The sequence below is a fragment of the Singulisphaera chitinilytica genome (genome assembly GCF_049331405.1).
In the GTDB taxonomy this organism is placed as follows: domain Bacteria; phylum Planctomycetota; class Planctomycetia; order Isosphaerales; family Isosphaeraceae; genus PoT.
In genome coordinates this window covers 5,074,954-5,095,051 of sequence record NZ_CP186274.1, presented here as the reverse complement: position 1 = coordinate 5,095,051, position 20,098 = coordinate 5,074,954, and the positions used below count along the sequence as shown (strand labels likewise).

At 66.7% G+C, this 20,098-nt stretch carries 30 protein-coding genes and 1 tRNA gene; 27 read left to right on the top strand and 4 right to left on the bottom strand.

All coding sequences use genetic code 11. The features are described 5' to 3' along the window. Nucleotides 1-65 precede the first annotated feature (65 nt). From ACOYYX_RS20160 to ACOYYX_RS20040, 25 genes are all read left to right on the top strand, one after another. Entirely contained in the window at nt 66-806 is a 741-nt protein-coding gene (locus tag ACOYYX_RS20160; protein WP_422923108.1) for a sigma-70 family RNA polymerase sigma factor, read from the top strand. Continuing rightward, nucleotides 803-1,090, top strand: coding sequence for a hypothetical protein (locus ACOYYX_RS20155; RefSeq protein WP_422923107.1), 288 nt, complete (start codon nt 803-805; stop codon nt 1,088-1,090). Before ACOYYX_RS20160 ends, ACOYYX_RS20155 begins: the two co-directional genes overlap by 4 nt. Further along, a complete protein-coding gene (locus tag ACOYYX_RS20150; RefSeq protein WP_422923105.1) occupies nt 1,087-1,527 on the top strand; it encodes a hypothetical protein in 441 nt (146 codons plus the stop codon). The genes ACOYYX_RS20155 and ACOYYX_RS20150 overlap by 4 nt, the downstream gene beginning before the upstream one ends. Then, nucleotides 1,524-1,796, top strand: coding sequence for a hypothetical protein (locus ACOYYX_RS20145; RefSeq protein WP_422923103.1), 273 nt, complete (start codon nt 1,524-1,526; stop codon nt 1,794-1,796). The genes ACOYYX_RS20150 and ACOYYX_RS20145 overlap by 4 nt, the downstream gene beginning before the upstream one ends. 179 nt (nt 1,797-1,975) lie before the next feature. Beyond that, nucleotides 1,976-2,443 carry a SpoVG family protein gene (locus ACOYYX_RS20140; protein ID WP_422923101.1) on the top strand — a complete coding sequence of 156 codons (468 nt, stop codon included), beginning with the start codon at nt 1,976-1,978 and terminating at the stop codon, nt 2,441-2,443. 118 nt (nt 2,444-2,561) lie between these two features. Then, the gene (locus ACOYYX_RS20135; protein ID WP_422923099.1) at nt 2,562-3,659 is read left to right on the top strand and encodes a Rad52/Rad22 family DNA repair protein; all 1,098 of its coding nucleotides are present in this window, start codon (nt 2,562-2,564) and stop codon (nt 3,657-3,659) included. Nucleotides 3,660-3,669: 10 nt separating this feature from the next. Continuing rightward, the gene (locus tag ACOYYX_RS20130) at nt 3,670-4,605 is read left to right on the top strand and encodes a bifunctional DNA primase/polymerase (protein ID WP_422923097.1); all 936 of its coding nucleotides are present in this window, start codon (nt 3,670-3,672) and stop codon (nt 4,603-4,605) included. Then, nucleotides 4,602-5,591 (top strand): hypothetical protein, encoded by a 990-nt coding sequence (locus ACOYYX_RS20125; RefSeq protein WP_422923096.1) that lies wholly within the window; start codon nt 4,602-4,604, stop codon nt 5,589-5,591. Before ACOYYX_RS20130 ends, ACOYYX_RS20125 begins: the two co-directional genes overlap by 4 nt. 21 nt (nt 5,592-5,612) lie before the next feature. After that, nucleotides 5,613-7,202: a DEAD/DEAH box helicase gene (locus tag ACOYYX_RS20120; RefSeq protein ID WP_422923094.1), complete on the top strand. Its 1,590-nt coding sequence runs from the start codon at nt 5,613-5,615 to the stop codon at nt 7,200-7,202. Between the two features lie 340 nt (nt 7,203-7,542). Continuing rightward, nucleotides 7,543-8,127, top strand: coding sequence for a GIY-YIG nuclease family protein (locus tag ACOYYX_RS20115; protein WP_422923092.1), 585 nt, complete (start codon nt 7,543-7,545; stop codon nt 8,125-8,127). After that, complete coding sequence (locus ACOYYX_RS20110) at nt 8,124-8,327, top strand: hypothetical protein (RefSeq protein WP_422923090.1); 204 nt, start codon at nt 8,124-8,126, stop codon at nt 8,325-8,327. The genes ACOYYX_RS20115 and ACOYYX_RS20110 overlap by 4 nt, the downstream gene beginning before the upstream one ends. 37 nt (nt 8,328-8,364) lie before the next feature. Next, entirely contained in the window at nt 8,365-8,832 is a 468-nt protein-coding gene (locus ACOYYX_RS20105) for a peptide chain release factor-like protein (protein WP_422923088.1), read from the top strand. A 5-nt stretch (nt 8,833-8,837) separates the two neighbouring features. Continuing rightward, nucleotides 8,838-9,269: a hypothetical protein gene (locus tag ACOYYX_RS20100; protein WP_422923086.1), complete on the top strand. Its 432-nt coding sequence runs from the start codon at nt 8,838-8,840 to the stop codon at nt 9,267-9,269. Between the two features lie 10 nt (nt 9,270-9,279). Next, a complete protein-coding gene (locus ACOYYX_RS20095; protein ID WP_422923084.1) occupies nt 9,280-9,573 on the top strand; it encodes a hypothetical protein in 294 nt (97 codons plus the stop codon). Then, the gene (locus ACOYYX_RS20090; RefSeq protein WP_422923082.1) at nt 9,570-10,061 is read left to right on the top strand and encodes a hypothetical protein; all 492 of its coding nucleotides are present in this window, start codon (nt 9,570-9,572) and stop codon (nt 10,059-10,061) included. Before ACOYYX_RS20095 ends, ACOYYX_RS20090 begins: the two co-directional genes overlap by 4 nt. Next, complete coding sequence (locus ACOYYX_RS20085) at nt 10,058-10,249, top strand: hypothetical protein (protein ID WP_422923080.1); 192 nt, start codon at nt 10,058-10,060, stop codon at nt 10,247-10,249. Before ACOYYX_RS20090 ends, ACOYYX_RS20085 begins: the two co-directional genes overlap by 4 nt. Then, complete coding sequence (locus ACOYYX_RS20080; RefSeq protein WP_422923078.1) at nt 10,249-10,902, top strand: hypothetical protein; 654 nt, start codon at nt 10,249-10,251, stop codon at nt 10,900-10,902. The genes ACOYYX_RS20085 and ACOYYX_RS20080 overlap by 1 nt, the downstream gene beginning before the upstream one ends. Continuing rightward, nucleotides 10,902-11,201, top strand: a complete 300-nt coding sequence (locus ACOYYX_RS20075) for a hypothetical protein (protein ID WP_422923076.1) — start codon at nt 10,902-10,904, stop codon at nt 11,199-11,201. The genes ACOYYX_RS20080 and ACOYYX_RS20075 overlap by 1 nt, the downstream gene beginning before the upstream one ends. Next, nucleotides 11,126-11,545: a hypothetical protein gene (locus tag ACOYYX_RS20070; RefSeq protein WP_422923074.1), complete on the top strand. Its 420-nt coding sequence runs from the start codon at nt 11,126-11,128 to the stop codon at nt 11,543-11,545. The genes ACOYYX_RS20075 and ACOYYX_RS20070 overlap by 76 nt, the downstream gene beginning before the upstream one ends. Before the next feature lies 1 nt (nt 11,546). Then, nucleotides 11,547-11,984 (top strand): hypothetical protein, encoded by a 438-nt coding sequence (locus ACOYYX_RS20065; protein WP_422923072.1) that lies wholly within the window; start codon nt 11,547-11,549, stop codon nt 11,982-11,984. Nucleotides 11,985-12,025: 41 nt separating this feature from the next. Next, nucleotides 12,026-12,808, top strand: a complete 783-nt coding sequence (locus ACOYYX_RS20060; RefSeq protein WP_422923070.1) for a hypothetical protein — start codon at nt 12,026-12,028, stop codon at nt 12,806-12,808. Between the two features lie 13 nt (nt 12,809-12,821). Continuing rightward, nucleotides 12,822-13,124 carry a hypothetical protein gene (locus ACOYYX_RS20055; protein WP_422923068.1) on the top strand — a complete coding sequence of 101 codons (303 nt, stop codon included), beginning with the start codon at nt 12,822-12,824 and terminating at the stop codon, nt 13,122-13,124. Continuing rightward, nucleotides 13,121-13,348 carry a hypothetical protein gene (locus ACOYYX_RS20050; protein WP_422923066.1) on the top strand — a complete coding sequence of 76 codons (228 nt, stop codon included), beginning with the start codon at nt 13,121-13,123 and terminating at the stop codon, nt 13,346-13,348. Before ACOYYX_RS20055 ends, ACOYYX_RS20050 begins: the two co-directional genes overlap by 4 nt. Further along, nucleotides 13,345-13,884 (top strand): hypothetical protein, encoded by a 540-nt coding sequence (locus ACOYYX_RS20045; RefSeq protein ID WP_422923064.1) that lies wholly within the window; start codon nt 13,345-13,347, stop codon nt 13,882-13,884. Before ACOYYX_RS20050 ends, ACOYYX_RS20045 begins: the two co-directional genes overlap by 4 nt. Continuing rightward, complete coding sequence (locus ACOYYX_RS20040) at nt 13,881-14,216, top strand: helix-turn-helix domain-containing protein (protein WP_422923062.1); 336 nt, start codon at nt 13,881-13,883, stop codon at nt 14,214-14,216. The genes ACOYYX_RS20045 and ACOYYX_RS20040 overlap by 4 nt, the downstream gene beginning before the upstream one ends. Here the strand turns inward: ACOYYX_RS20040 and ACOYYX_RS20035 are convergent. The 4 genes from ACOYYX_RS20035 to ACOYYX_RS20020 form a co-directional block, all read right to left on the bottom strand. Next, the gene (locus ACOYYX_RS20035; protein WP_422923060.1) at nt 14,179-15,483 is read right to left on the bottom strand and encodes a tyrosine-type recombinase/integrase; all 1,305 of its coding nucleotides are present in this window, start codon (nt 15,481-15,483) and stop codon (nt 14,179-14,181) included. The genes ACOYYX_RS20040 and ACOYYX_RS20035 overlap by 38 nt on opposite strands. A gap of 140 nt (nt 15,484-15,623) precedes the next feature. Further along, a tRNA-Val gene (locus ACOYYX_RS20030) sits at nt 15,624-15,696 on the bottom strand. 115 nt (nt 15,697-15,811) lie between these two features. Beyond that, on the bottom strand, nt 15,812-16,426 hold the full coding sequence (locus ACOYYX_RS20025) for a LysM peptidoglycan-binding domain-containing protein (protein ID WP_422923058.1): 615 nt from the start codon (nt 16,424-16,426) through the stop codon (nt 15,812-15,814). A 153-nt stretch (nt 16,427-16,579) separates the two neighbouring features. Then, nucleotides 16,580-17,512 carry a DMT family transporter gene (locus ACOYYX_RS20020; protein WP_422923056.1) on the bottom strand — a complete coding sequence of 311 codons (933 nt, stop codon included), beginning with the start codon at nt 17,510-17,512 and terminating at the stop codon, nt 16,580-16,582. A gap of 289 nt (nt 17,513-17,801) precedes the next feature. On the opposite strand from ACOYYX_RS20020, the gene clpX reads away from it, so the two are divergent. Both clpX and ACOYYX_RS20010 read left to right on the top strand, forming a co-directional pair. After that, a complete protein-coding gene (gene clpX / locus ACOYYX_RS20015; RefSeq protein ID WP_422923054.1) occupies nt 17,802-19,094 on the top strand; it encodes an ATP-dependent Clp protease ATP-binding subunit ClpX in 1,293 nt (430 codons plus the stop codon). Nucleotides 19,095-19,549: 455 nt separating this feature from the next. Beyond that, entirely contained in the window at nt 19,550-19,894 is a 345-nt protein-coding gene (locus ACOYYX_RS20010) for an HU family DNA-binding protein (RefSeq protein ID WP_422931642.1), read from the top strand. The last annotated feature ends 204 nt before the right edge of the window (nt 19,895-20,098 follow it).

Here is a 20,098-nt window from a genome sequence, read left to right as displayed (position 1 = left end):
CCTACTCAGCCTGCCGGGCAGGCCAAGGCCCGGCAGGTTTTCGCCCCACACATCAGGAGACGACCGTGCTAGCGACCCAGGAAGCGAGGATCGGCGCAACAAAAAAGGTCGGGGCGTCGCACAACGCCCCAACCATCAACGAAATCACATGCGATCAAATTATAGCACGAGAGAACGTCGAGGCCAGCCCCGGCCTCTCGATCTCCCAGCAGGCCCTCTGCGAGGCCCACTACAAGCGGGCCAGGCGGATCGGCCGGGCGTTCGCCCGCAAGTACCCGCAGTTCAGCATCGACTGGAAGGGGGCCGTCCACGAAGGCCTCGTCCAGGCCGCCCGGACCTACCGCCCCGACAAGGGGGCCTCGTTCGAGACCTACTCCCGCCAACGCGTCGAAGGCTCGTGCTTCGATTTCATGCGTCGGGAACGCCTCAAGGGCTACGGCCGCTCGCGGGGCTACGAGGGGGCCCCGAAGCTCTGGCGGCTCGAGGAGGCCGAGTGGCTGCTCAGCGGCACCCGCAAGGTGCTGGGCGTGCGGCGTCCCCTGCTCAAGGCCCTGACCTCCGACGAGCCCCCGGTCGGCTCGGCGATCGAGGCCGAGGAGTCCGCCGAGGAGGTCCGCCGCCTGACCCGATGCCTCCGCCGCCGCGAGCGGGAGATCATCCGCCGCTACTACATCGGCGACCGCCCGACGTTCGCCGAGCTGGGCCGGGACCTGGGGCTCTGCGAGTTCCGCGTCTGCCAGCTCCACTCCGCCGGCCTCGAGGAGCTCCGCCACGAGATCGGGACGGGGAAAGGGCGTGCGGCATGAACGTCATGCAATACCTCTACCTGCTCGGCCCGGTCGGGGTCCGAGGCATCGCCAAGCATGCCCAGATGACTCACAACGAGATCTGGTACGAACTCGATGCGATGCTCACGATGCGGATCGCCCGGGAGGTCCGCGAGGGGCAATTCGAGCTGACCGAGGATGGTCTGCTGGTCCTCGAGCGGATGCACCCGACGAAGAAGGAGGACGACGACCAGGTCGAGCCCCGATTCGACGAGGACGGGGCGGGATGCGTCGGGGTCGCCGTGCTGGAGGGCCTCCGATGAACAACCCCGAACGCACGCGGGTCCTCAAGGCCCTGGGGGAGCGGGAGCACTCCGCATCATCGATCCGCGAGTCGATGCTGAGGCATTACTCCTTCGAGGTGGTCAGGGCCAAGCTCGAGGCCTTGGTAGCCTCGGGCGATGCCACCCGCAGGGAGCAGCGGCACAACCAGGGCGTCGCCGTCTTTTATCTCGCTACGGAGAGGCGGGACTCGAGGAAGCTCGAGAAAGCCGCCTTCGTCGCGAGGCCCCGGCCGAAGGAGGTCCAGGCGTCCAGGGCACTCGCAGCGATGCTCGAGCGATCGAGCCGCCGACTCGAGATCCTCAACGGTCAGGTCAGGTTCAGGGAGATGCCTCCGAGCCGGCAAACCCGGGCCCTCATCCGCTCGTTCGAGCGACGCGAGTCCACGAAGCTCACGGCGGAGGCGAACTGGCGATGAGCATCATGCGTGGCCACCGGGCGTTCGTGCAGCTCACCAAGGTGGGCGAGTGCAACGAGAGCGGCAAGGAAGTGCTGTCCTTCAGCCTCAAGGGCAAGGCGATCGCCGACCCCGACAGGGCGATGGACCTGGTCATCGGGTTCATCCACAAGCTGCTGCCCCACGCCCACTACTCATCGTCCGAGGCCCTGGAAGCCGACCTCAAGCGGCTCAAGGTCTACATCGACGGGATCGGCGAGCAGAAGCCCGAGAAGGAGCTGGCCAAGTGAAGTCACCCGCGACGCCGAGGGTGGCGAGCCGCCACCGCCCGGACGATCGGGAGGCCCGCACGCCGGGCCCGCGGTGCAACTCCGCCGCCGTCGCCTTCCCGGGCAGGACCGCCCGGGTTCCCTCGAGACGCGGGGACCGACGCCCCGCCGGCAGCCGACGAAAGCCCAGGAGTTTCCCCATGCGAGTCACAGAAGTCAGGATCAAATTGGCCGAGGGCAGGACCGACCGCAACGAGCGCCTGCGGGCCTTCTGCTCGATCACGCTCGACGGCATGTTCGTCGTCCGCGACCTGAAGGTCATCGAGTCGTCGATCGGCGGCATGTTCGTGGCGATGCCCTCGCGCAAGCTCACCGACCGCTGCCACCACTGCGGCACCAAGAACCACATGCGGAGCCGCTTCTGCAACAACTGCGGCGTCCGCCAGGACGAGCACCGGGCCACCCGCCACGCGATGGGCCAGGCCAAGCTCCACGCCGACGTCTCGCACCCGATCAACGCGCAGTGCCGCTCGCTGATCCAGCGGGCCGTCATCGAGGCCTACCTCGAAGAACTGGAACTGGCCAAGCGGCCGGGCTACGTCAGCCGCTACGAGGAGCTGGACCTCGAGTACGAGGCCGCCGGGCCGGCGATGCGACGCTCGGCCTGACCGCGACGACACATCGGTACTGGACGCCGAGCAAAGGACTGCGACGCGTTATTGCCCCGGCCGGCCCATCCCGCCGGCCGGGGCGAACGAGGACCAACGAACGACGAGGGGGACAGATATGAGCAACGAAGCGATATTCCAACGCCTTGTCGCGAAGTTCGAGCCCAACGAGGTGAAGGCCCGGGCGCAGGGCGGCAAGCAGCTCCGCTACGTCACCGCCCGCACGGTGATGAACCGGCTCGACGAGGTGCTCGGGCCGGCGAACTGGTGGGACAGGTACATCCCGGGCGAGAACTCGGTCATGTGCCGCCTGACGATCCGCCTCGCCGACGGCTCGACCATCACCAAGATGGACGCGGGCGGCTACGCCGGCATGGCCGACTCCGGCGACGACGACAAGTCGGGGTTCTCCGACGCCTTCAAGCGGGCGGCGGTCAAGTTCGGCGTGGGGCGATACCTCTACAACGATGGCGTGCCCGAGTTCGGCCCGGTTGAGGAAGCCAAGCCTCAAGAGCCCGTCGTCCCGGTGACGCGATCCACCGAGGAGCCCTACAGCGAGGCCTCGCATGACGACGAGACGCCCCGCACCGGCAAGGCCTTTTTCGCGTGGGTCCGCGAGCAGGAGCAGCGATACTCGGTCGGACTGCTCAAATACATCAACGAGTGGGGGAAGATTCAGGAGTTCCCCAATCGCCTGATCGACTGGGATTCGGCCCAGGTCAGGCATGCCTACGGCCAGTGCCTCCGAAAGCTCAACGCACTCCAGGGCGGCAACGCAGCCGACGTGGCCCCGACCCGAGAGTCGGTGAATCAGCAGTTCCCCTCTCGCCAGGAGATCGCCAAGGCCTGCGGCGAGATCCGCACCTGGGCCGGCGACTTCGTCCGCATGGCCAACGAGTGGTGGAAGGGGAAGTTCCGCGACAAGGGGAAGCCGACACCGGACGGGCACGACGGGGTGCTCGACCACCCGAACCAGCTCCTCAACCACCTCCTGAAGCAGGCGGCGGCCGAGCGGCTGGTCACGCTGCCCGAGGGGTTCAAGTTCGAGCCGCAGGCGGTGGTCGAGCTGATCGCCCCGCTCTGGCTCCAGAACCCGGGCAACGTCGAGGAGGAGGCCTGGCGCTATGCCAAGGTCGAGCGTCCGGCGCAGATCAGGGCCGAGGTCGACGCCGCCAAGGCCAAGCATGAGATGTACGAAGAGGCGCTCAGCAACTGAGGTTCTCGCCATGTCCATCGTCACGGATCAAGACGTCGCCCTGGCCCGCAATTGGGCGACCTTCTACAGGCAGCGGGGGTTCAACCCGCTGCCGATGAGGCAGGACGCCAAGCGCCCGCTCGTGCGGTTCGCGCGGTGGTGGGAGGAGCCGGCACCGGCCGACCTCTTCGACCAGTGGGAGACCCCGTCGATCCAGGTCATGACCGGCCGCCGATGGAGGCTCCTCGTCATCGACCTCGACGGGCCCGAGGCCCGCGACTGGTTCCTCTCCCGCGGGATGCCGGTGCCGACGACCTGGTCGACGCACAGCGGCGGCGACGGCCTGCACCTCTGGTTCCGGCTGCCGAACTGGCTCGGCCGCGAGCTACCCAAGGCGTTCCTCTGGAAGGGCGAGGGGGAGCACTCGGCCGTCGAGCGGCTCTGCGACCGCTCATTGATCGTCGCCCCGCCGTCGATCCACCCGAGGACCGGGGAGCGATACCGGTTCTCGTCCAAGGCCCAGAGCCCGGCGCGACTGCCCATGCCCGCCCCCTGCCCGAAGTGGATCCTCGACCTCCCGCCGATCCAGGCCCCGAGGCCCCCGGCCGCGACGCCCGCCGCCTCGTTCGTCCCCGCCAAACGCCAGGTCGACCAGGCCGTCGTGGGGCGATACCAGGCGAACGACGTGCTCGACGCGATCGGCGACAAGCTCTCGGTCGCGGAGGGCTGGGGCGTGCGGCTCGCCTCGAGGTCGGCGAACTCCGCCGGCTGGTGCCAGTGCCACGCGATCCACCGCGAGGACCGCACGCCGTCGGCGTCCGTCTCGATCGAGACCGGGAGGTACTGGGAGCCGGGCGAGCGTTCCATCAGCCTCTTCGAGCTGGGCGTGCGGCTCGGCGTCTACGGCGACTGGCGCGAGGCGGTCGCGGACCTCGGCGAGCGCTTCGGCGCGAGGAGGTCGTCATGAGCAATGCCGCCGCGACCGTCTCCGTCACCGTCCAGAAGCCGATGAACCGCGAGGAGGCCCTCGCCACCTGCCAGGTCATCCGCAAGGGGCTCGACGACATCCGCGAGATGGCGCTCGAGCTGAGGGACCGCGAGGGCTGGAAGGCGCTCGGCTACCCGAGCTGGGCCGAGTGCATCGCCGGCGAGTTCGGCCGGTCCAAGAACTACATCAACCGCCAGATCGCCGCCGCCCTGATCGAGCAGGAGGTGGTGCCCATGGGCACCGCCCCGGCTCAGCCGAGGATCCCCGAACGCCAGCTCCGCCCCCTCGCCGCGATCGAGCCGGGCAAGCGGGCCGAGGTCTGGGAGGAGGCCAAGGCCACCGCCCCCGAGGGGAGGCTCACCGCGAGGCACGTCCAGGAGACGGTCGACCGCAAGTTGCCCAGGCCCGAGGGCGGTGCCCATGGGCACCGGCAGGGCGGGACGCTCGTCAACGGCGTCGCCTCGGAGGATCCGCCCGCGATCGCCAGGGCCAGGGCCGCGGGGCGGATCGCGCCGGACGCGACGGTCGAGATCACCGAGCCGGAGCCGGATCCCACGCCCGAGGCCGAGGCCGAAGCGGTGCCCATGGGCACCGGCGGCGAGGCGACGGAAGGGGACGAGGCCGAGGATGACGCGGCCTGGCTCGAGGGATTGCCCGCGCGGCCGCTCATCGCGGAGTCGCTCCGCCGCACGTTCGACGCGGACGCCTTGCTCTATCGCCGGCTCGAGCCCGCCAGGGGCACGTTCCTGCACCACGCCAGGCGGGCCCTGAATCTCGCCAGGCGGCTCGGGGGCTCGTCGTCCTCCGGCTACGCCTATCGGCTGTCGCGCTTCCTCAAGACGGACCACCCCCGGCACTGGCTGCCTTGCCCGAGCACCGAGGACGGCGGGTGCGGCGGCGTCGGGACGATCGGGATGCTCGGCCAGTGCCCGAAGTGCTACGGGCGAGGCTACTGGATCAAGTAACAGGACCGGAGGTTCGCCCGAATGACGACGCTGTTCGCCGGCCCGGAGATGGGGGCCGACACGCTCACCGCCCGGCCCTACCAGGTCGAGGCCACCGAGGCCGTCCGGCGCGAGTTCGCCGGGGGCCGCAAGTCGACGCTCGTGATCCTGCCCACGGGCACGGGCAAGACGGTGCTCTTCTCCAAGATCAGCCGGGCCGTTGTCGAGAAGGGGGGCCGGGTCCTGATCCTCGCCCACCGCGGCGAGCTGGTCGACCAGGCGGTGAACACGCTCGAACGCGTCGGCATCGTGGCGGGCGTCGAGCGGGCCGGGTCCCACGCACGGGCCATGTTCGACCCCGACGTGGTCGTCGGCACCGTGCAGACACTCCAGCGGGCCAGGCTCAAGAGCTGGGACCGCGACCACTTCCGGCTCATCATCGTCGACGAGGCGCACCACGCGACGGCCGAGACCTATCAGAACATCATCAAGCATTTCCGGTCCGCCAAGGTGCTCGGCGTCACCGCGACGCCGGACAGGGCGGACGAGGACGAGCTGACGACGGTCTTCGAGTCGGTCGCCTACGAGATGTCGATCTGGGACGCGATGACGGCGCCCGCCCCCGGGCCTTACCTCTCGCGGCTCCGGTTCGTCCAGTGCGACGTGGGGATCGACCTCCGCGGGATCCGCACCACGGGCGGCGATTTCAACCAGGCCGACCTCGAGGAGCGGATCGCCCCGCTGATCGACACCCTGGCCAACGCGATCCGCCAGGAGGTCGGCGACCGCCAGACCCTGACCTTCACCCCCGACGTGGGGTCCGCCATGGCGATGGCCTCGGCGATGCAGTCGATCGGCCTGGCCGCCGACTGGATCTCGGGCGACTGCCCGGACCGGGCGGAGAAGATCGCGCGATACAAGGCGGGGGACCTCCAGGTCCTCGCCAACTGCAACCTGCTCACCGAGGGGTTCGACGCGCCGACGACGGCCGCGATCGGGCTCTGCCGGCCGACCAAGAGCCGGGCCTTCTACAGCCAGATGGTCGGGCGGGGGACGAGGCTGGCGCCGGGCAAGGCCGACTGCCTGCTCGTCGACTTCAACTTCCTGACCGAGAAGCACGACCTGGTGCGCCCGGCCGACCTCTTCGACACGACGGACACGGACGGCGAGGTCCTCGACATCGCCGACGAGCTGCTCAAGGCCAAGCCCGGCAGCGACCTCATGGAGGCGATCGAGCAGGCGAGGGCGACCCAGCAGCAGCGGCAGGTGCTCCGCATCCAGGCCCGGGAGCGCCAGGTGAAGTACCGCCGCGTCAGCTACGACCCGCTCGCGACCGCCGAGACCCTCGGGGTGGTCATGCGTGGCAACACCGACGCCCGCCACGACCCGCCGACCGACAAGCAGATCGAGTACGCGCTGACGTTCGGGATCACGAGCCCCGAGACGCTGTCGAGGCGTAGGCTCTCGCGACTCCTGGACGTGCTCTCGGACCGCAGGAAGTTCGGGCTGGCGACCCCCAAGCAGGTGGCCCACCTGATCCGCAACGGCGTCGCCGCGGCCGAGGCCAGGAACATGTCCAAGAGGGAGGCCACGGCCGCCCTCGACCGGCTCTGGGGCAAGGGGGGGGGGTGAACCAACCAGCACGGGCGTCCTGATGCCCCCTTCAGGAGTTCGCCCGACATCGCGTTGCCCGGACGGGCGTGAGCAGCTTGGGGGTCGTCGCACCGGCCGGATGACGGATCGTCCAGGCCGGGGCGACGTGGTGGCGATGGGCTGAGGTGCGAGGGATCGCATCGCCCTCGCTGGCAACAATAAAGAGCGCCCATCGCGGAAAGAATCGTTCACTAGTCGATCCGGCAGGCCGGGCGGCGGGTTCAAGCCTCGCGTCGATTCCTCTTTCTTTCCTTTGCTTTGGCGAGTTTTTCCAGGTTTTCCCGGATTTCCTTTCGGTTTCTTTCTGGGGTAAGAAGCGATGCCTCACGTCTACTTCATCCGCGATCGGGTCGCGAGAGCCATAAAGATCGGGACGGCCAGAGACCCGAGGAAGCGATTGGCCGCGCTCCAGACGGGCAACCCCAACCCGCTGAAGTTGATGGGGACGATACCGGGCGGGGAGCATGAAGAAGCCCAGCTCCACGCACGCTTCTCCGCTCACCGCGGCCTCGGGGAATGGTTCGAGGCCGATGCCAACTTCGTCTCGGAGGTGGTCCGGCTGATCGAGGACGCACGCAAGGCGTCACCCCTATCATCGCCACAGAAGGCGGCTATTAGCACCTTGCCGCAGTCGCGTTGGCCAGGCACTCCGATCAGCGACCTCTGGTCTGAAGAAAAGGAAATCGTATGCATTGGCAATGAATTGTGGCACCCGAATTACGGCATCGGTTGCGTTGCGGATACCGATGGTTCCGACGAGCAATACAAGGTGTCGGTCCAATTCAGCGAGTTGGATGTGATCAAGACATTTGTTGCCGTCAAATCGCCCTTGCGACTCACGAACAGGGGCTTTCGCAACGCGACCCGCGTGAACTGGCCGCCCGCCTGGGCCGACGAGCCGTGACGGGCGGGCAAAAGCTCCTCTGGTTCGTCGGGGCCGACAACATCCCCCGGCGTGCCAACGAGTCCAAGGGGAGCCGCAAGGAGGCCCGCTACACCTGCAGCGAGGGCGACGGGGCCTGGACCGCCGTGGATCCGCTCCTGAAGGAGCAGGAGGCCTTCGGGGTGATCCGGGCGACGAAGGAAGAGTGGGCCGAGGACTGAGGCGAGTTCGAATCATACTCAGGAGCGAAAGTGGACCATGAAAGCGACCAAGCATCCCGCCCATTACCGCGTGATCCTCCGCGAGAAGGACCTCCGGCGTGACACGTTCCGCGCCGGCGGGCCGGGCGGCCAGCACCAAAATAAAACGGACTCGGCGGTGCGATACACGCACATCCCGACCGGGATCTTCGCCGAGTCCCGCAGCGACCGATCGCAGCACGCCAACGACGAGATCGCCCTCGAGGCCCTGAAGGAGAAGATCCTCCGCCTCTGGCTGATCCAGCGGGGCCAGTCGGTCAAGGACGCCTGGAAGCGGAAGCCGGACGTCTCGTTCGGGGCCCAGATGCGGAGCTACGTCCTCGCGGGCGACCGCCGCGTCATCGACCACGAGACGGAGTGGAAGGGGGATCCCCGCCAGGTCCTCGACGGCAAGCTCGACGGCCTCCTGCGGGCGAGGCTCCTACACGTCAAGGCGATCGAAACACAGCTCGCGATGGGGGCCTGACCGCCATGCACCGGATCGAGCCCGACCCCATCACCCTCGCCGCCCTCGACTCCCTGCTCGAGGTCGACCGCCTCGAGGCCAGCCGAGCGCACGGCATCGACCTCGCGAAGACCGACCAAGGCCGGCTCACCTGGCACGCCCACAGCAACCGGCAGGCCCAGCTCTTCCGGGAGGAATGGCACCCGGCGTTCGTGGAGCTGGCGAGGACGTTCGAGGTCGGCACCGGGTTCTTCTACGCCGAGGGGGACGACGGGGCGAGATACCTCGTCCTCTGGCGTGCCGACTTCGTGCAGTCGAACGTCCTCACCTGCGTCAAGCGACTCAGGCCGGGGGCGAGGTCGCTGGGCACGTTCAAGCTCGGGATGAATCGCGACTTCCGGATGGTGCAGATCATGCTCGAGAGGTTCGAGGTGATGGAAGGGAAGGTGATGGCATGAGCAAGCAAAAATGGGGGGGCAAGTCGCGGAGAAGAAGAAGCCGACCAAGCCCGCACCTCCGACGGGCAACCACGTGATCTTCATGACGAGCAGGCGCGAGTTCGGCGGCGAGATCCGCATGGTCCCGCTGCCCAGGTTCAAGCGGTGCAGGACGACGCGGATGGCTCACAGGGCCGCGAGGTTCGAGACGCAGGCCGAGGCCGAGAAGTTCCTGCGCGTGATCGAGAAGCTGCCCAGGTGGTGCTACACGCCGGGGACGATCGACGAAGAGCCGACGAAGAGAGAAGGGCGGGTGACGGCATGACGACGGACGAGCTGTACGACAAGTTGTGGGCGATAGCGGACGCCTATCATACCGCGGTCACCCAACTCGAGGCTCAGCGTGACACCGAGATCCGGGCCGCCAACGACCGGTATCGCACTTCGGTCGAGGCCAAGCGGATCGAATGGGGTGAGCGGCAAGACATGCTGATGAAGAAATACGAGGCCGGGGAACCGTGGTCTCCGAGCTCGACCTCGGCCGATGCTCAGCCTTTCCGTCGGGTCTTCGTGGACGGCCGAACGCACACTATCAAAGTCGGCGAGCAATACCAGAGACGTGATGCCCGGGGACTCCCGGCTCATGTCGCCGACTTCAAATATGACGATCGAATTCAAGGCGAATGGGTCGTGTTTGACGCCGACGGCTTTGGTGCTGTCGTCCTGAAGCCTGAAGACTTCGTCAAGCGGTATGAGGTGCCGGCCGAGCTGCGGCCGACTACGGCCCACATCACGCCCGGCCCCGTGTCGTGACCTGTGACAACCGAGTCCTCGGAGACCCTGGATTGAGCGAGCGCAAGCAGTGGTCGGTGGTGCTGACCGGGCCGTCGCTGGCCCGGTGGAGCGAGGTCTTCGTGGTGGTCGAGCGGAGGTCGGGGCGGCGTGCCCGGGCCGGCTCGTGGGTGATGCGGGTGATCTCGATGGTGTGGGGGAGGGGATGATGGTAGCGAAGGCTGAGATTCAGAAGTTGAGCAAGGAACAAATCAGCAAGCATCCTGTGTTCGACCTGCTTCCGCCGATCTTCCGCGACTGCATCGACGAGGAGCACCACCGGTATAGCCTGGAACTACCGTTCGAGATGGATGGGCATATCTATGCGACGGACGGCCGCATCATGGTCCGGGTCGCCGCGACGAAGGAGGTGTGCGACGCGCTACCGTCACCCGACGACAGGAAGTTCCCGAAGCATGTCGCAGACCTCTTCGTCGGCCGCGATCGCTGGGAGACCGAGCCGGTTCCAACCCCGACGCTCGACGGCCTGGACCGATGCCCACACTGCGAGGGGACCGGCCTTCAGACCTGCCCCTGCTGCCAACGCCACGGTGCGATCTGCTCGGATTGCCACGGCACCAAGGTCGACCTCGACAAGCACTCGTCCGTCGCTGTCGCGGAGGGCGTTTCACTCAATCCGATATACCTGGGGATTCTCCTCAAGCATCAGGTCGAACTCTTCGTCCCTCGGCCGCCGTTCTCAGATGAGATCGAGGTGGTCGGTGCCGCCCAGCCGGTTCGCTTCGAAGTCGAGCCAGGCGTCGAAGGGCTGCTGATGCCCATGTCGCCGGCCAAAACCTCTCACCCCAGCGAGGTGGCCTGATGGCGACGATCGCGATCCACGTCGAGTCGCAGCCGACCGAGGAGCGGGCGAAGCTCCTGTTCGTCGCCCGGCCCGGCTTCCGCCCGACCCTCCTGGCCATCAAGGGCGGCATGACGGCCGAGGCCTATGCGCGGAGCAGCCACTTCGACCTCGATCGCATGGAGTTCGGCGAGGCGTGGGTCGAGCCGCAGGGGGAGCTGGGCCTGTTCGTCTGGGAGGGGACGTGGCGACCAGCGACCAGGGCCGACCTGGCGATGTTCGGGTTCCCAATGCCGGAAGGATGCGAGGTAGCACGGTGAATCAAACGTCAACCAACATTGATGACTTGGTCAGCGAGGCGCGATCGTTCGCCGCCTGCGACGAATATCCGCCCTTGACCGGATTGCTGAGACGGCTCGCCGACACCCTGGCGGATCGCGAGCGACTGATTTCGGATGCACCCCGAACCGCGACGCTGCTCCCGCCCGAGTTTCAGAGGCTTTGGGAGTCGTGCAATACCCTCGTCGAGAAGGCTGATTTCAAGTTTGTGTTCCGCCACATCGAACAGCTCGAGGCGGAACTGCGTCGGTTGCATGAAGAGATCCGCGCGTTGAAAGGCGAGCCCAGAGTGATCGTCACCGACGACGACGGCGAGGCCGACTGACATGGCGAACCGCGTCACCGCCAGGCAGCTCCGCGAGTGGGGGTTCGGCGAACTGGCCGAGCAGGCCCGGGCGAAGAACCCCCGCACCAAGGCCGTCGACCACGAGGGGATGAACAGGACCGAGCGTGCCTACGCCGACCACCTGGCGACGCTCAAGCTCTGCGGCGAGATCAATGACTGGCGGTTCGAGCCGTTCAAGTTCCGCATCGCCGGCAAGACGTTCCTGACGGTCGACTTCCTCGTCTGGCTCGCCGACGGCACGGTCGAGCTGCACGACACGAAGGGGCACCTGGAGGACGACGCGGCGGTGAAGATCAAGGCGGTCGCCGACCGGCACCCGTGGTTCAGGTTCTGGCTCGTCTACCGCGAGGGGGGCGAGTGGGTCTACAGGCCGGTGACGCGCAACGGGATCGGTAGGAAAGGGGAGTGGCAGAGGTAATGGCTACCGCACCAGCTATCAAAATATGGAGCACTCACGAAGTGCGAGTTGCCCTCCGGCAGCGATACAGCCTCCCCGAGTTCGCAATGCTCGAGGAGGTCGGCGACGGGACCGGTGGGCACAAGAGCCGCTCGGCCGACGCAATCGCCATGTGCTGCTATCCGAGCCGAGGCCTCGAGCTGACCGGGTTCGAGATCAAGGTCTCTCGCTCGGACTGGATGCGAGAGCTTGCCGATCCCTCGAAGGCCGAGGCGGTCTGCCGCTACTGCGACCGCTGGTACATCGTCGCGGGTTCGCCTGACCTGGTGAAGGCGGAAGAGCTGCCGGCGACGTGGGGATTGCTCGCCCCGAAGGCCGGCAAGCTCGCCATCATCAGGCAGGCCCCGAAGCTCCAGCCGATCGAATGGCCCCGGCATTTCATCGCGTCGATCCTCCGCACGGCGGCCGAGGGCGGCACCTCCGAGAGGACGATCCGCGAGGCCGAGGGGCGGGCGGCTGCGAATGCGACCGCCCGTTGCGAGGAGATCATTCGCAATCGGTATGAGGGCGAGATCGCAGGCCTCAAGTTCAATTACGAAAAGCTCCAGTCTGAGGTGGCCGCCTTCACGAAGGCGAGCGGTATCCCAATCCAGTCGCACTATTCCCCGGGTTCCAAGGTCGGCGAGGCGGTCTCGTTCGTGATGCGAGGCGGGTTGCGTTATGCAGGCCAGGAGATGGCCAGTCTCGAGCAGGCAGCGAAGAGCGTCCTGCGAAGCATCGATTCATATCGGCAACTCATGGCGACGAGTGGTTTCGAATCATGGGAATCGGGGGCAGGCATTTGAGGGAGGGTTTGAGATGGCCAAGTATCTGAGGGTGACGTTCAGCGACAACACGGTCTGGGACGTCCCGATCGAGGTCATAGCGCGTAGCCGGGCCGAGCACTACGCCGACGAGTTCGGCAACGACGTCGAGCGGTCCTACCGGGAGGACTCGCTTCCATTGCTCGAGGCGAGCGACAGCGAGGTCTATGAGTGGGCGTCGAACAACATGAACTGGTCGGACATGAAGGCCGCAGCGATCCAGCAGCCGAGCTTGCCGGTGGCCGTGGACTACGAGGAGGAGTGGGCCAACTGCGATACAGAGGTGGTGGAACGATGAGGCTGACGAACGAGCAACTGCGAAAGGCTATCGACATGATGGCCGGGCCTGTGGCGGCCGAGACGCCTTTCGGCGTCCGAGGGGATCAGCTCATCGTGCTGATGACCGAGGTCTTGGAGCGGCGGCAAGAGGTCCGGGTGGCGAGGGCGCTGATCACCGATGCGGGGCTTTGGCAGAAGTATCGAGCCGAACTCAATGCTGCAAAGCGGAGGCGACGGAAGTGAACAAGCAGGAGCATCTGCTGGTGTGCCTGATGGAGGAGTGTGCCGAGATCATCGAGCTGTGCTCCCGGATCTCGGTGAGGGCCTCCAAGGCCCTCCGCTTCGGGGCGGACGAGGTGCAGCCCGAGCAGGACAGGACGAACGCCGAGCGGCTCGCCCTCGAGCTGGCCGACCTGAAGGCGGTCGCCGAGATGCTGATCGAGGCCGAGGTCATCCCGGCTTCCGCGGTCCCCGCGAAGCGGGTGAAGGTCGAGGCCTTCATGGAATATGCCCGGCAGTGCGGTGCCCTGTCCGGCCCTGAGTTGAAGCCCAAGCCGCCATACCGATGGAGGCGCGGGGACCGACTCCGATGCACCATGGCCCACGATTCGTACTACGCCATCGATCGCCTGGAGAAGGGCGATGAATACACCTTCGATGAACTGGATCCGGCGCATCCCGGTTGGGCATTCGTCACGCACAAGGGCAGACGAGGGGTGGCCGTTCGCACCGACTATTCCGAGTGGATCAGAAGGGACGAGGGAGGGCGGGGGAGATGAGCACGAGAGCCGAACCGGATGTGAGGCCGATCGCGATCTCGATAGCGGATGCTGCCGCCGAGCTCGGGGTCTCGACGGACAAGGTGCTGAAGTGGGTGACCGCGGGGCGGCTGAAGGCCTTCGTGGATCCCGACTCGCGGCTCGGGGTCCAGCGGGGCCCGAAGACCGTCCGCATCTTCCGCGAGGACTGGCGGCGGTTCCTCGAAGCCCATACCGTCGTCGGGGTCGTCGCGGAGACGCAGGCCGAGGCCCGGCCCGCCCCCGCGGCGGCCGGGGCCGTCGGCCCGGATGGGGTCAGCCGGCGGAACCGGAAGCGTTCGGCGAGGCGGTGATCGGACGCTTCGCCGCCATCGCGACCCCGAGCACGTCGCTCTCGTCCTGGTCGGTGTAGTGCCGGTCGAGCATCCTCACGCTGGTCCCGAGCGCCTTGGCCAGCGCCGCGTCGTTCACCCCGCGCCGCCTCGCCTCCGTGGTGTAGTAGCTCCTGTTGAAGTAGAGGCGGAACCCCTCGGGGAGAGGGTATCCCTCGGCGGCCCCCCGGGTCCTGAGGCGATTGAACCACTGCTGAAGCATCTTCGTGTCGCCCTTGCGTTTCCTCTCCGGATCCAGCCAGACCCAGGGCTCGCCCGCCTCGGCCGTGCCCAGGTTCGCCGCGCGGTGTCCCCGGGGCCTGCGGTGCGTGAAGATCGCCGTGGCGTGCCGGTCGGGCCGCGCCCTGATCGCCTCGATCCGCCTGGCGCAGTGGGGCGGCACCGCGATGATCCGGTCCTCGCCCGTCTTGTTCCCGTTCTTCCACTTCCAGGCCGGCAGCCTTAATAGCCCCCACCCGCCCGGCAGCAGCGACCAGTCGTCCCATTCCGCGACGCAGAGGTCCTTGGGCCGGGCGCCCGTGTCCCTGAGCGTCATCAGCAGGACGATGGCCGACCTCGCGTGGATGCCGTTGGGGCCGTCGCCGGCCTTCGTCGCCCTCCTCCACGCCCAGCGGATGAACCGCGAGACGGCCTCCGGGTCGATGCGGCGGAAGGCTCGCCGCGGCACGGTCGGGCCCCTGAGCCCGGTCATGGGGTTCGCGGGGAGCGGCAGCCCCGAATGCCGGCCCGGCTCCATCTCGGCCGCCCATCGGAAGCAGGCCTTGAGCGTCTTGAGCAGGCCGTCGCTCACGTAGCTCTCGGAGCATCCCTGGGCGAGCATCGCGTCGCGGAACTGCTCGCCGTCCCCGCGGGTGATGGACCTCGCCTTCCTCCGGTCCATGCGGTTCGGATCCCCGGGCGAGGGCCAGTTCCCGAACCTGGAGAGATGCTCGACCGTGCGGTCGTACGCCTCGGGCCCGAGCCGCCTCTCGGCCTCGAAGAGGTAGATCTCGGTCATCGCCTCGAAGTCCAGCTCGGCGGCGACGACGAGCCCCGCGGCCTGCCGCTCCAGCTCCTCGGCCACCCACCGCTGGGCCGCCAGGCGATCCTTGGTCGGGTGCCGGAGGGAGCGGTTGAAGGCCTTCTTCCTGTAGGCCTTCCCCTCCTTGGTGTACGCCAGTTCGCCCAAGGCCGAGGACGCCCAGCACCCGGCACGCTTGTCCCAGAACGCGGAACCGTGTCGCGGCATTGTAGGTTTGAGCCCCTTTTGCGAAAGGGTATCGGTGCTGAATCGGTGAAGTGAATCGGTGAAGTCGCGGAACAGGCGGGCAATCGGTGCGCAACGAAAAAGCCCTCCAGGAGCTTATCCCGAAGGGCTTTGCGATGCAATGGGCGGCGCTGGATTCGAACCAGCGACTTCCACCGTGTGAGGATGGCACTCTAACCGCTGAGTTAGCCGCCCGCGAATTGAATTGAGAGGGTTATCTTATCGAGTCGTCGCAGGGAGAACAAGACCGGCTTGGGAACGTTTGGAGGTGAGTCGGCGCGATGCTGGACCATCGGGAACGAAGGGATGGTCAGTCATCGGGGGTTCGCAGGAGGGTGCCGCCGCGGAGGGGGGAATTCTGGTCGGGGATGATGTCGCGGTTCGCGAGCCAGAGGGTGCGGATGGAGGTGGGGTCGCCGTAGACGCGGAGGGCGATGTCTTTCAGCGATTCGCCCTCGACGGTCTCGGTGAAGGCCGATTGAGGTGACCGCCGGGACGCAGGGGACCGTCGGGAAGTTGTTCGGAGCGAGTCGGAGGGCTTCGATGATGTCGTGGCGGTCTGCGGAGGGCTCGCGGCGGGTTTCCTGGAGGGCCTGGATTGGGGCGGTTTGCTGGCGACGACGGGAGATGCAACCGAGGGCGAGCGCGATGGCCGGGGCTGAGGCCGGGTGAAGTGGGTGCTGATGACTTCGCGGACGGGGGCGGCGGGAACCGGCTCGGCTTCGACCTCGACGAGGGGCGTCCCCTGGGTCGGTGCCGGTGCCGAGGGGCGCGCGTCGGGGACAGCCGAGGCCGTCTGGATCTTCGCCGGCGACGCCTCGGCAGCCGGGGGCGGATCCTGAGGGTCGGGCTGATAGAGCGCGATCCCGAAGAAGGACACGATGAGGATGCTGAGCGTGAAGCTGGCTCCCGCGTGGCGGTTCATGAGACAGCGTGCCTCGGCGGAACTCTCGGATGCGATGCAACAAGTCGTGTTCGTCATTTCGACGAGCGCAGCGAGAAACTTGAGCGTTTCCGCGGGATTCCGAGGGCCGGCAGGGCGGTGAGGGCTGAATGCGGGGTGACGTAGACTGCGTGATCAGGGGCGACTGCTCGTTTCGCGGGGCAAAACGGGCTCGCCAAGAGATTTGGGGATGCGGTGAGGCTGAGGCCGAACCAGGCGGCCCCGGCTCGTGAGCCAGGCCGTGGGGGCCAGGATCAGGGTCGAGCCGAGCAGGGTGAGCGGCGAGACCGATCGGTGCCAGAAGGCCACGTCGAAGATCATGCCGAAGAAGACCTGCGTCAGGCTCACCACGGCCACGCGGGAGGGGACACCCGTCGCGTAAGCCTTGGTCAGGAAGAACTGGCCGGCCGTGCCGCTGACGCCCACGCCCAATAAGAGCAGGCTCGTCGCGGGATCGAACCGGGTTGGGCCCATCGAGTTCCAGCGGATCCCGATCCAGGTCAGGGCGATCAGGCCTGCCACGCCCGCGAAATGCGCGACCACCGCGCGGGGATCGACCCCTTTGAGGCGGTGCAGGCCGAGCATCGCGCAGGCGGTCGAGATGGAACTCACGAGGGCGACCGTCGCGGCGAGGTTGTCGCCGCCGAGGTGCGGTTGCTGGATCAGGATCACGCCGAAGAGCCCGCTCGCCACCCCCACGAATTCGGAGACCGACGGGACCTGCTTCAGCAGGACCGCCGAGAGGAGGACGATCCAGAGGGGGTAGGCGTTCGTCAGGGTCAGCACGTCGGCCACGGGTAACTTCGTGAGAGCGTAGAAGTTGCAGACGAGGCTGAAGCTCCCCGCCAGGCTCCGGACCCAGAGCGTCCGCGGGCGGAAGATGACGAGCTTGACCCCCGCCGCTCGCGCGAGGATCGCCGTCGAGACCAGCATGAAGACCACGCGGACGAACGCGATCACGAGCCAATCGCAGCGCGAGCCGAGGGCCGAGGTGAAGGCTCCCATCGTCGCGAAGGCCAGGGCACTGAAGAGCATCCAGAGGGCAGGGCGTAAAGCAGAGTCGGTCATGGGGATCCGAGTGCGGAGGGGCGGGAGACTTTGCGGGGGAGTTTCGTCGACCAATTCTCCCCGGCAGTCAAGGGGGCGTGAAGGCCAGTCTCCGGCTTTCGGCCGCCGACCCCGGGAACTCGAGCGACCGATAGATCCGTCATCGGGCGCGTTGATCGTGGGTATCTTCCCGGACCGACGACTGTGACTTTGGCGGCGACCCTTGTTATCCTGGAGGGAGTCGGGTTGGCTCCGCGACGGGCGGGGACTCCGCCTCCGGGCCTTCGCGGACCCGCAGGGAAGGGTATTCATGACGCAACATTCGGATGGGCAAGGGGCCGAGGGGCCGCCGCCCTCGGCTCTCTGTGATTTCTGCGGCCGGCCGACGAACCAGGTTGGGCCCATGGTCGAGGGGAATGCCCTCGTCACCGGCGGTTCTCGCTCGGAATCGTCACATATCTGCGCACAGTGCGTGGCCGCCTGCGATCGGATCTTCGAGAAGCACGAGCAGAAGCATGCCCTCGAGGGAGACCTGCCGACGCCGAGGCAGCTCGTCGCCCACCTGGATTCGTATATCATCGGCCAGGAACGAGTTAAGAAGACGCTGGCCGTCGCCGTGGTCAACCACTACAAGCGGCTCCTGGCGCAGTCTCGCGAGGTCGACGACCCGGCGCTCAAGCATGTCGAGGTCGCCAAGAGCAACGTCCTGCTGATCGGCCCCACCGGCTGCGGCAAGACGGCCCTGGCGCAGTCTCTGGCGAGGAAGCTCCGCGTGCCGTTCGCGATCGGCGACGCCACGACGCTGACCGAGGCCGGGTATGTCGGCGAGGACGTCGAGAACCTGATCCTCAAGCTCGTCCGCGAGGCCGACTTCGACATCCCGCTCGCCGAGCGTGGGATCATTTACATCGACGAGATCGACAAGATCGGCAAGACGTCGCAGAACGTCTCGATCACCCGCGACGTCTCCGGCGAAGGGGTGCAGCAGGCCCTCCTGAAGCTGCTGGAAGGGACCGTCGCCAACGTCCCGCCCCAGGGGGGACGCAAGCACCCCGAGCAGCAATACCTGCAGGTCGACACGTCGAACATCCTCTTCATCTGCGGCGGGACGTTCGTGGGCCTGGAGGAGATCATCGGCAAGCGGCTCGGCCGCAAGATGATCGGGTTCGGCCATTCCGAGGCGAACGACCGCGAGCTCGAGCGGAATGAGTTGGTCGCCCAGGTGACCCCCGAGGACCTCGAGCGGTTCGGCATGATCCCCGAACTGGTCGGCCGGCTCCCGGTCATCAGCACCCTGAATCAGCTCTCGGTCGACGACCTGTCGCGCATCCTCACGGAACCGAAGGATGCCTTGTTGAAGCAGTATCAATTGCTCTTCTACCACGACAAGTCGAGGCTCGAGTTCACCCCCGAGGCCGTCCGCGAGATCGCCCGCCTGGCCAAGGCCAGGGGGACCGGCGCCCGGGCCCTCCGCTCGATCCTCGAGAACCTCATGCTCGAGGTCATGTTCGAGCTGCCCGAGCGCCCCGAAGGGCACACGTACGTCATCGATGATCGCGTCGTCCGGGGCGAGGCGAGCGCCCTCGACCAGGCCGCGGCCTGAAGGGTTTGAAGGCCCAGGAATGCGGGAAACGGCCGTCCTATCGGGGCGGTCGTTGCCTTTTCGAAGGCGCCTCACGCACGCGGCCGGCGATGCACATCGATGCAGCGTGCTGGGCAAGATCCACTTTCGTGCTTGAATCTTCGATTGATGATCCGGCTCGATGATGAGCTGCGGGACATATCGCTGAAATCCAAGTGCGCCGGGAATCTCACGCCCGAATTTGTTGAGAGGATGTTTTCTTAGGCGTCATGGACGTCATCGGCGAGGGAGGAGCCCTCCGATGCGAGCCCGCTTCGACCTTCTGGAACGGATGAACTCCGGTGAGCGACAAGCAGGGTCCGATCGGAAAAAGGAGAAGCGCTTTGCGTAACTCCTTGACACTACCCCAAGCCAGCACTACAGTTGAGCCAAGTGAGTCGAAGGTCGAATCGTCGTTGCCCCAAGGAATTCTTGCCGTGACGAAGAAAGAAATCGTCAGAATGATTTCCGAGGAAATGGGGCTGACACAACTCCAGACCAAGGACATCGTCCAGCGCACGCTCGACGAGATCACGCGGACCCTGGTCGCGGAAGGCCGCATCGAGTTGCGGAACTTCGGCGTATTCGAGATCAAGCGTCACGCACCCCGCAAGGCTCGCAATCCCCGCACCGGCGAGAAGGTCGACATCCCGGCGAAGAACGTCGTAACCTTCAAGCCCGGCAAGGAGATGGAAGAACTCGTCAGCAAGATGAACGTCGATGCGAGCGAGTCCGACAATGACGGGACCGCCACCGCCGATACCTTCCCCCGCCTTGCCTGATCTTCGCCATCCGAGAAAAACGCTTTGATGCCGCGAAGGAGTGCGGCTTCTCAGCGGCTTACGCCAACACCTCTTTCGCTTCCTCTCATTAAGTCTGGCCGCCGATTGGCCTCGTTTGCGATGGCCCGGGCCATGGTACAGCCTTTTTTCGCGTACCCTACCCGATCGAGCGAACTTCCCCAGCCTCTCCCGGACTCGCTACTG

Bases quoted from the DNA above. Each gene is read 5' to 3' on its own strand.
- ACOYYX_RS20155 (WP_422923107.1), top strand. From the start codon at position 803: ATGAACGTCATGCAATACCTCTACCTGCTCGGCCCGGTCGGGGTCCGA.
- ACOYYX_RS20150 (WP_422923105.1), top strand. From the start codon at position 1,087: ATGAACAACCCCGAACGCACGCGGGTCCTCAAGGCCCTGGGGGAGCGG.
- ACOYYX_RS20145 (WP_422923103.1), top strand. From the start codon at position 1,524: ATGAGCATCATGCGTGGCCACCGGGCGTTCGTGCAGCTCACCAAGGTG.
- ACOYYX_RS20140 (WP_422923101.1), top strand. From the start codon at position 1,976: ATGCGAGTCACAGAAGTCAGGATCAAATTGGCCGAGGGCAGGACCGAC.
- ACOYYX_RS20135 (WP_422923099.1), top strand. From the start codon at position 2,562: ATGAGCAACGAAGCGATATTCCAACGCCTTGTCGCGAAGTTCGAGCCC.
- ACOYYX_RS20130 (WP_422923097.1), top strand. From the start codon at position 3,670: ATGTCCATCGTCACGGATCAAGACGTCGCCCTGGCCCGCAATTGGGCG.
- ACOYYX_RS20125 (WP_422923096.1), top strand. From the start codon at position 4,602: ATGAGCAATGCCGCCGCGACCGTCTCCGTCACCGTCCAGAAGCCGATG.
- ACOYYX_RS20120 (WP_422923094.1), top strand. From the start codon at position 5,613: ATGACGACGCTGTTCGCCGGCCCGGAGATGGGGGCCGACACGCTCACC.
- ACOYYX_RS20115 (WP_422923092.1), top strand. From the start codon at position 7,543: ATGCCTCACGTCTACTTCATCCGCGATCGGGTCGCGAGAGCCATAAAG.
- ACOYYX_RS20105 (WP_422923088.1), top strand. From the start codon at position 8,365: ATGAAAGCGACCAAGCATCCCGCCCATTACCGCGTGATCCTCCGCGAG.
- ACOYYX_RS20100 (WP_422923086.1), top strand. From the start codon at position 8,838: ATGCACCGGATCGAGCCCGACCCCATCACCCTCGCCGCCCTCGACTCC.
- ACOYYX_RS20095 (WP_422923084.1), top strand. From the start codon at position 9,280: ATGGGGGGGCAAGTCGCGGAGAAGAAGAAGCCGACCAAGCCCGCACCT.
- ACOYYX_RS20090 (WP_422923082.1), top strand. From the start codon at position 9,570: ATGACGACGGACGAGCTGTACGACAAGTTGTGGGCGATAGCGGACGCC.
- ACOYYX_RS20080 (WP_422923078.1), top strand. From the start codon at position 10,249: ATGGTAGCGAAGGCTGAGATTCAGAAGTTGAGCAAGGAACAAATCAGC.
- ACOYYX_RS20075 (WP_422923076.1), top strand. From the start codon at position 10,902: ATGGCGACGATCGCGATCCACGTCGAGTCGCAGCCGACCGAGGAGCGG.
- ACOYYX_RS20065 (WP_422923072.1), top strand. From the start codon at position 11,547: ATGGCGAACCGCGTCACCGCCAGGCAGCTCCGCGAGTGGGGGTTCGGC.
- ACOYYX_RS20055 (WP_422923068.1), top strand. From the start codon at position 12,822: ATGGCCAAGTATCTGAGGGTGACGTTCAGCGACAACACGGTCTGGGAC.
- ACOYYX_RS20050 (WP_422923066.1), top strand. From the start codon at position 13,121: ATGAGGCTGACGAACGAGCAACTGCGAAAGGCTATCGACATGATGGCC.
- ACOYYX_RS20040 (WP_422923062.1), top strand. From the start codon at position 13,881: ATGAGCACGAGAGCCGAACCGGATGTGAGGCCGATCGCGATCTCGATA.
- ACOYYX_RS20035 (WP_422923060.1), bottom strand. From the start codon at position 15,483: ATGCCGCGACACGGTTCCGCGTTCTGGGACAAGCGTGCCGGGTGCTGG.
- ACOYYX_RS20025 (WP_422923058.1), bottom strand. From the start codon at position 16,426: ATGAACCGCCACGCGGGAGCCAGCTTCACGCTCAGCATCCTCATCGTG.
- ACOYYX_RS20020 (WP_422923056.1), bottom strand. From the start codon at position 17,512: ATGACCGACTCTGCTTTACGCCCTGCCCTCTGGATGCTCTTCAGTGCC.
- clpX (WP_422923054.1), top strand. From the start codon at position 17,802: ATGACGCAACATTCGGATGGGCAAGGGGCCGAGGGGCCGCCGCCCTCG.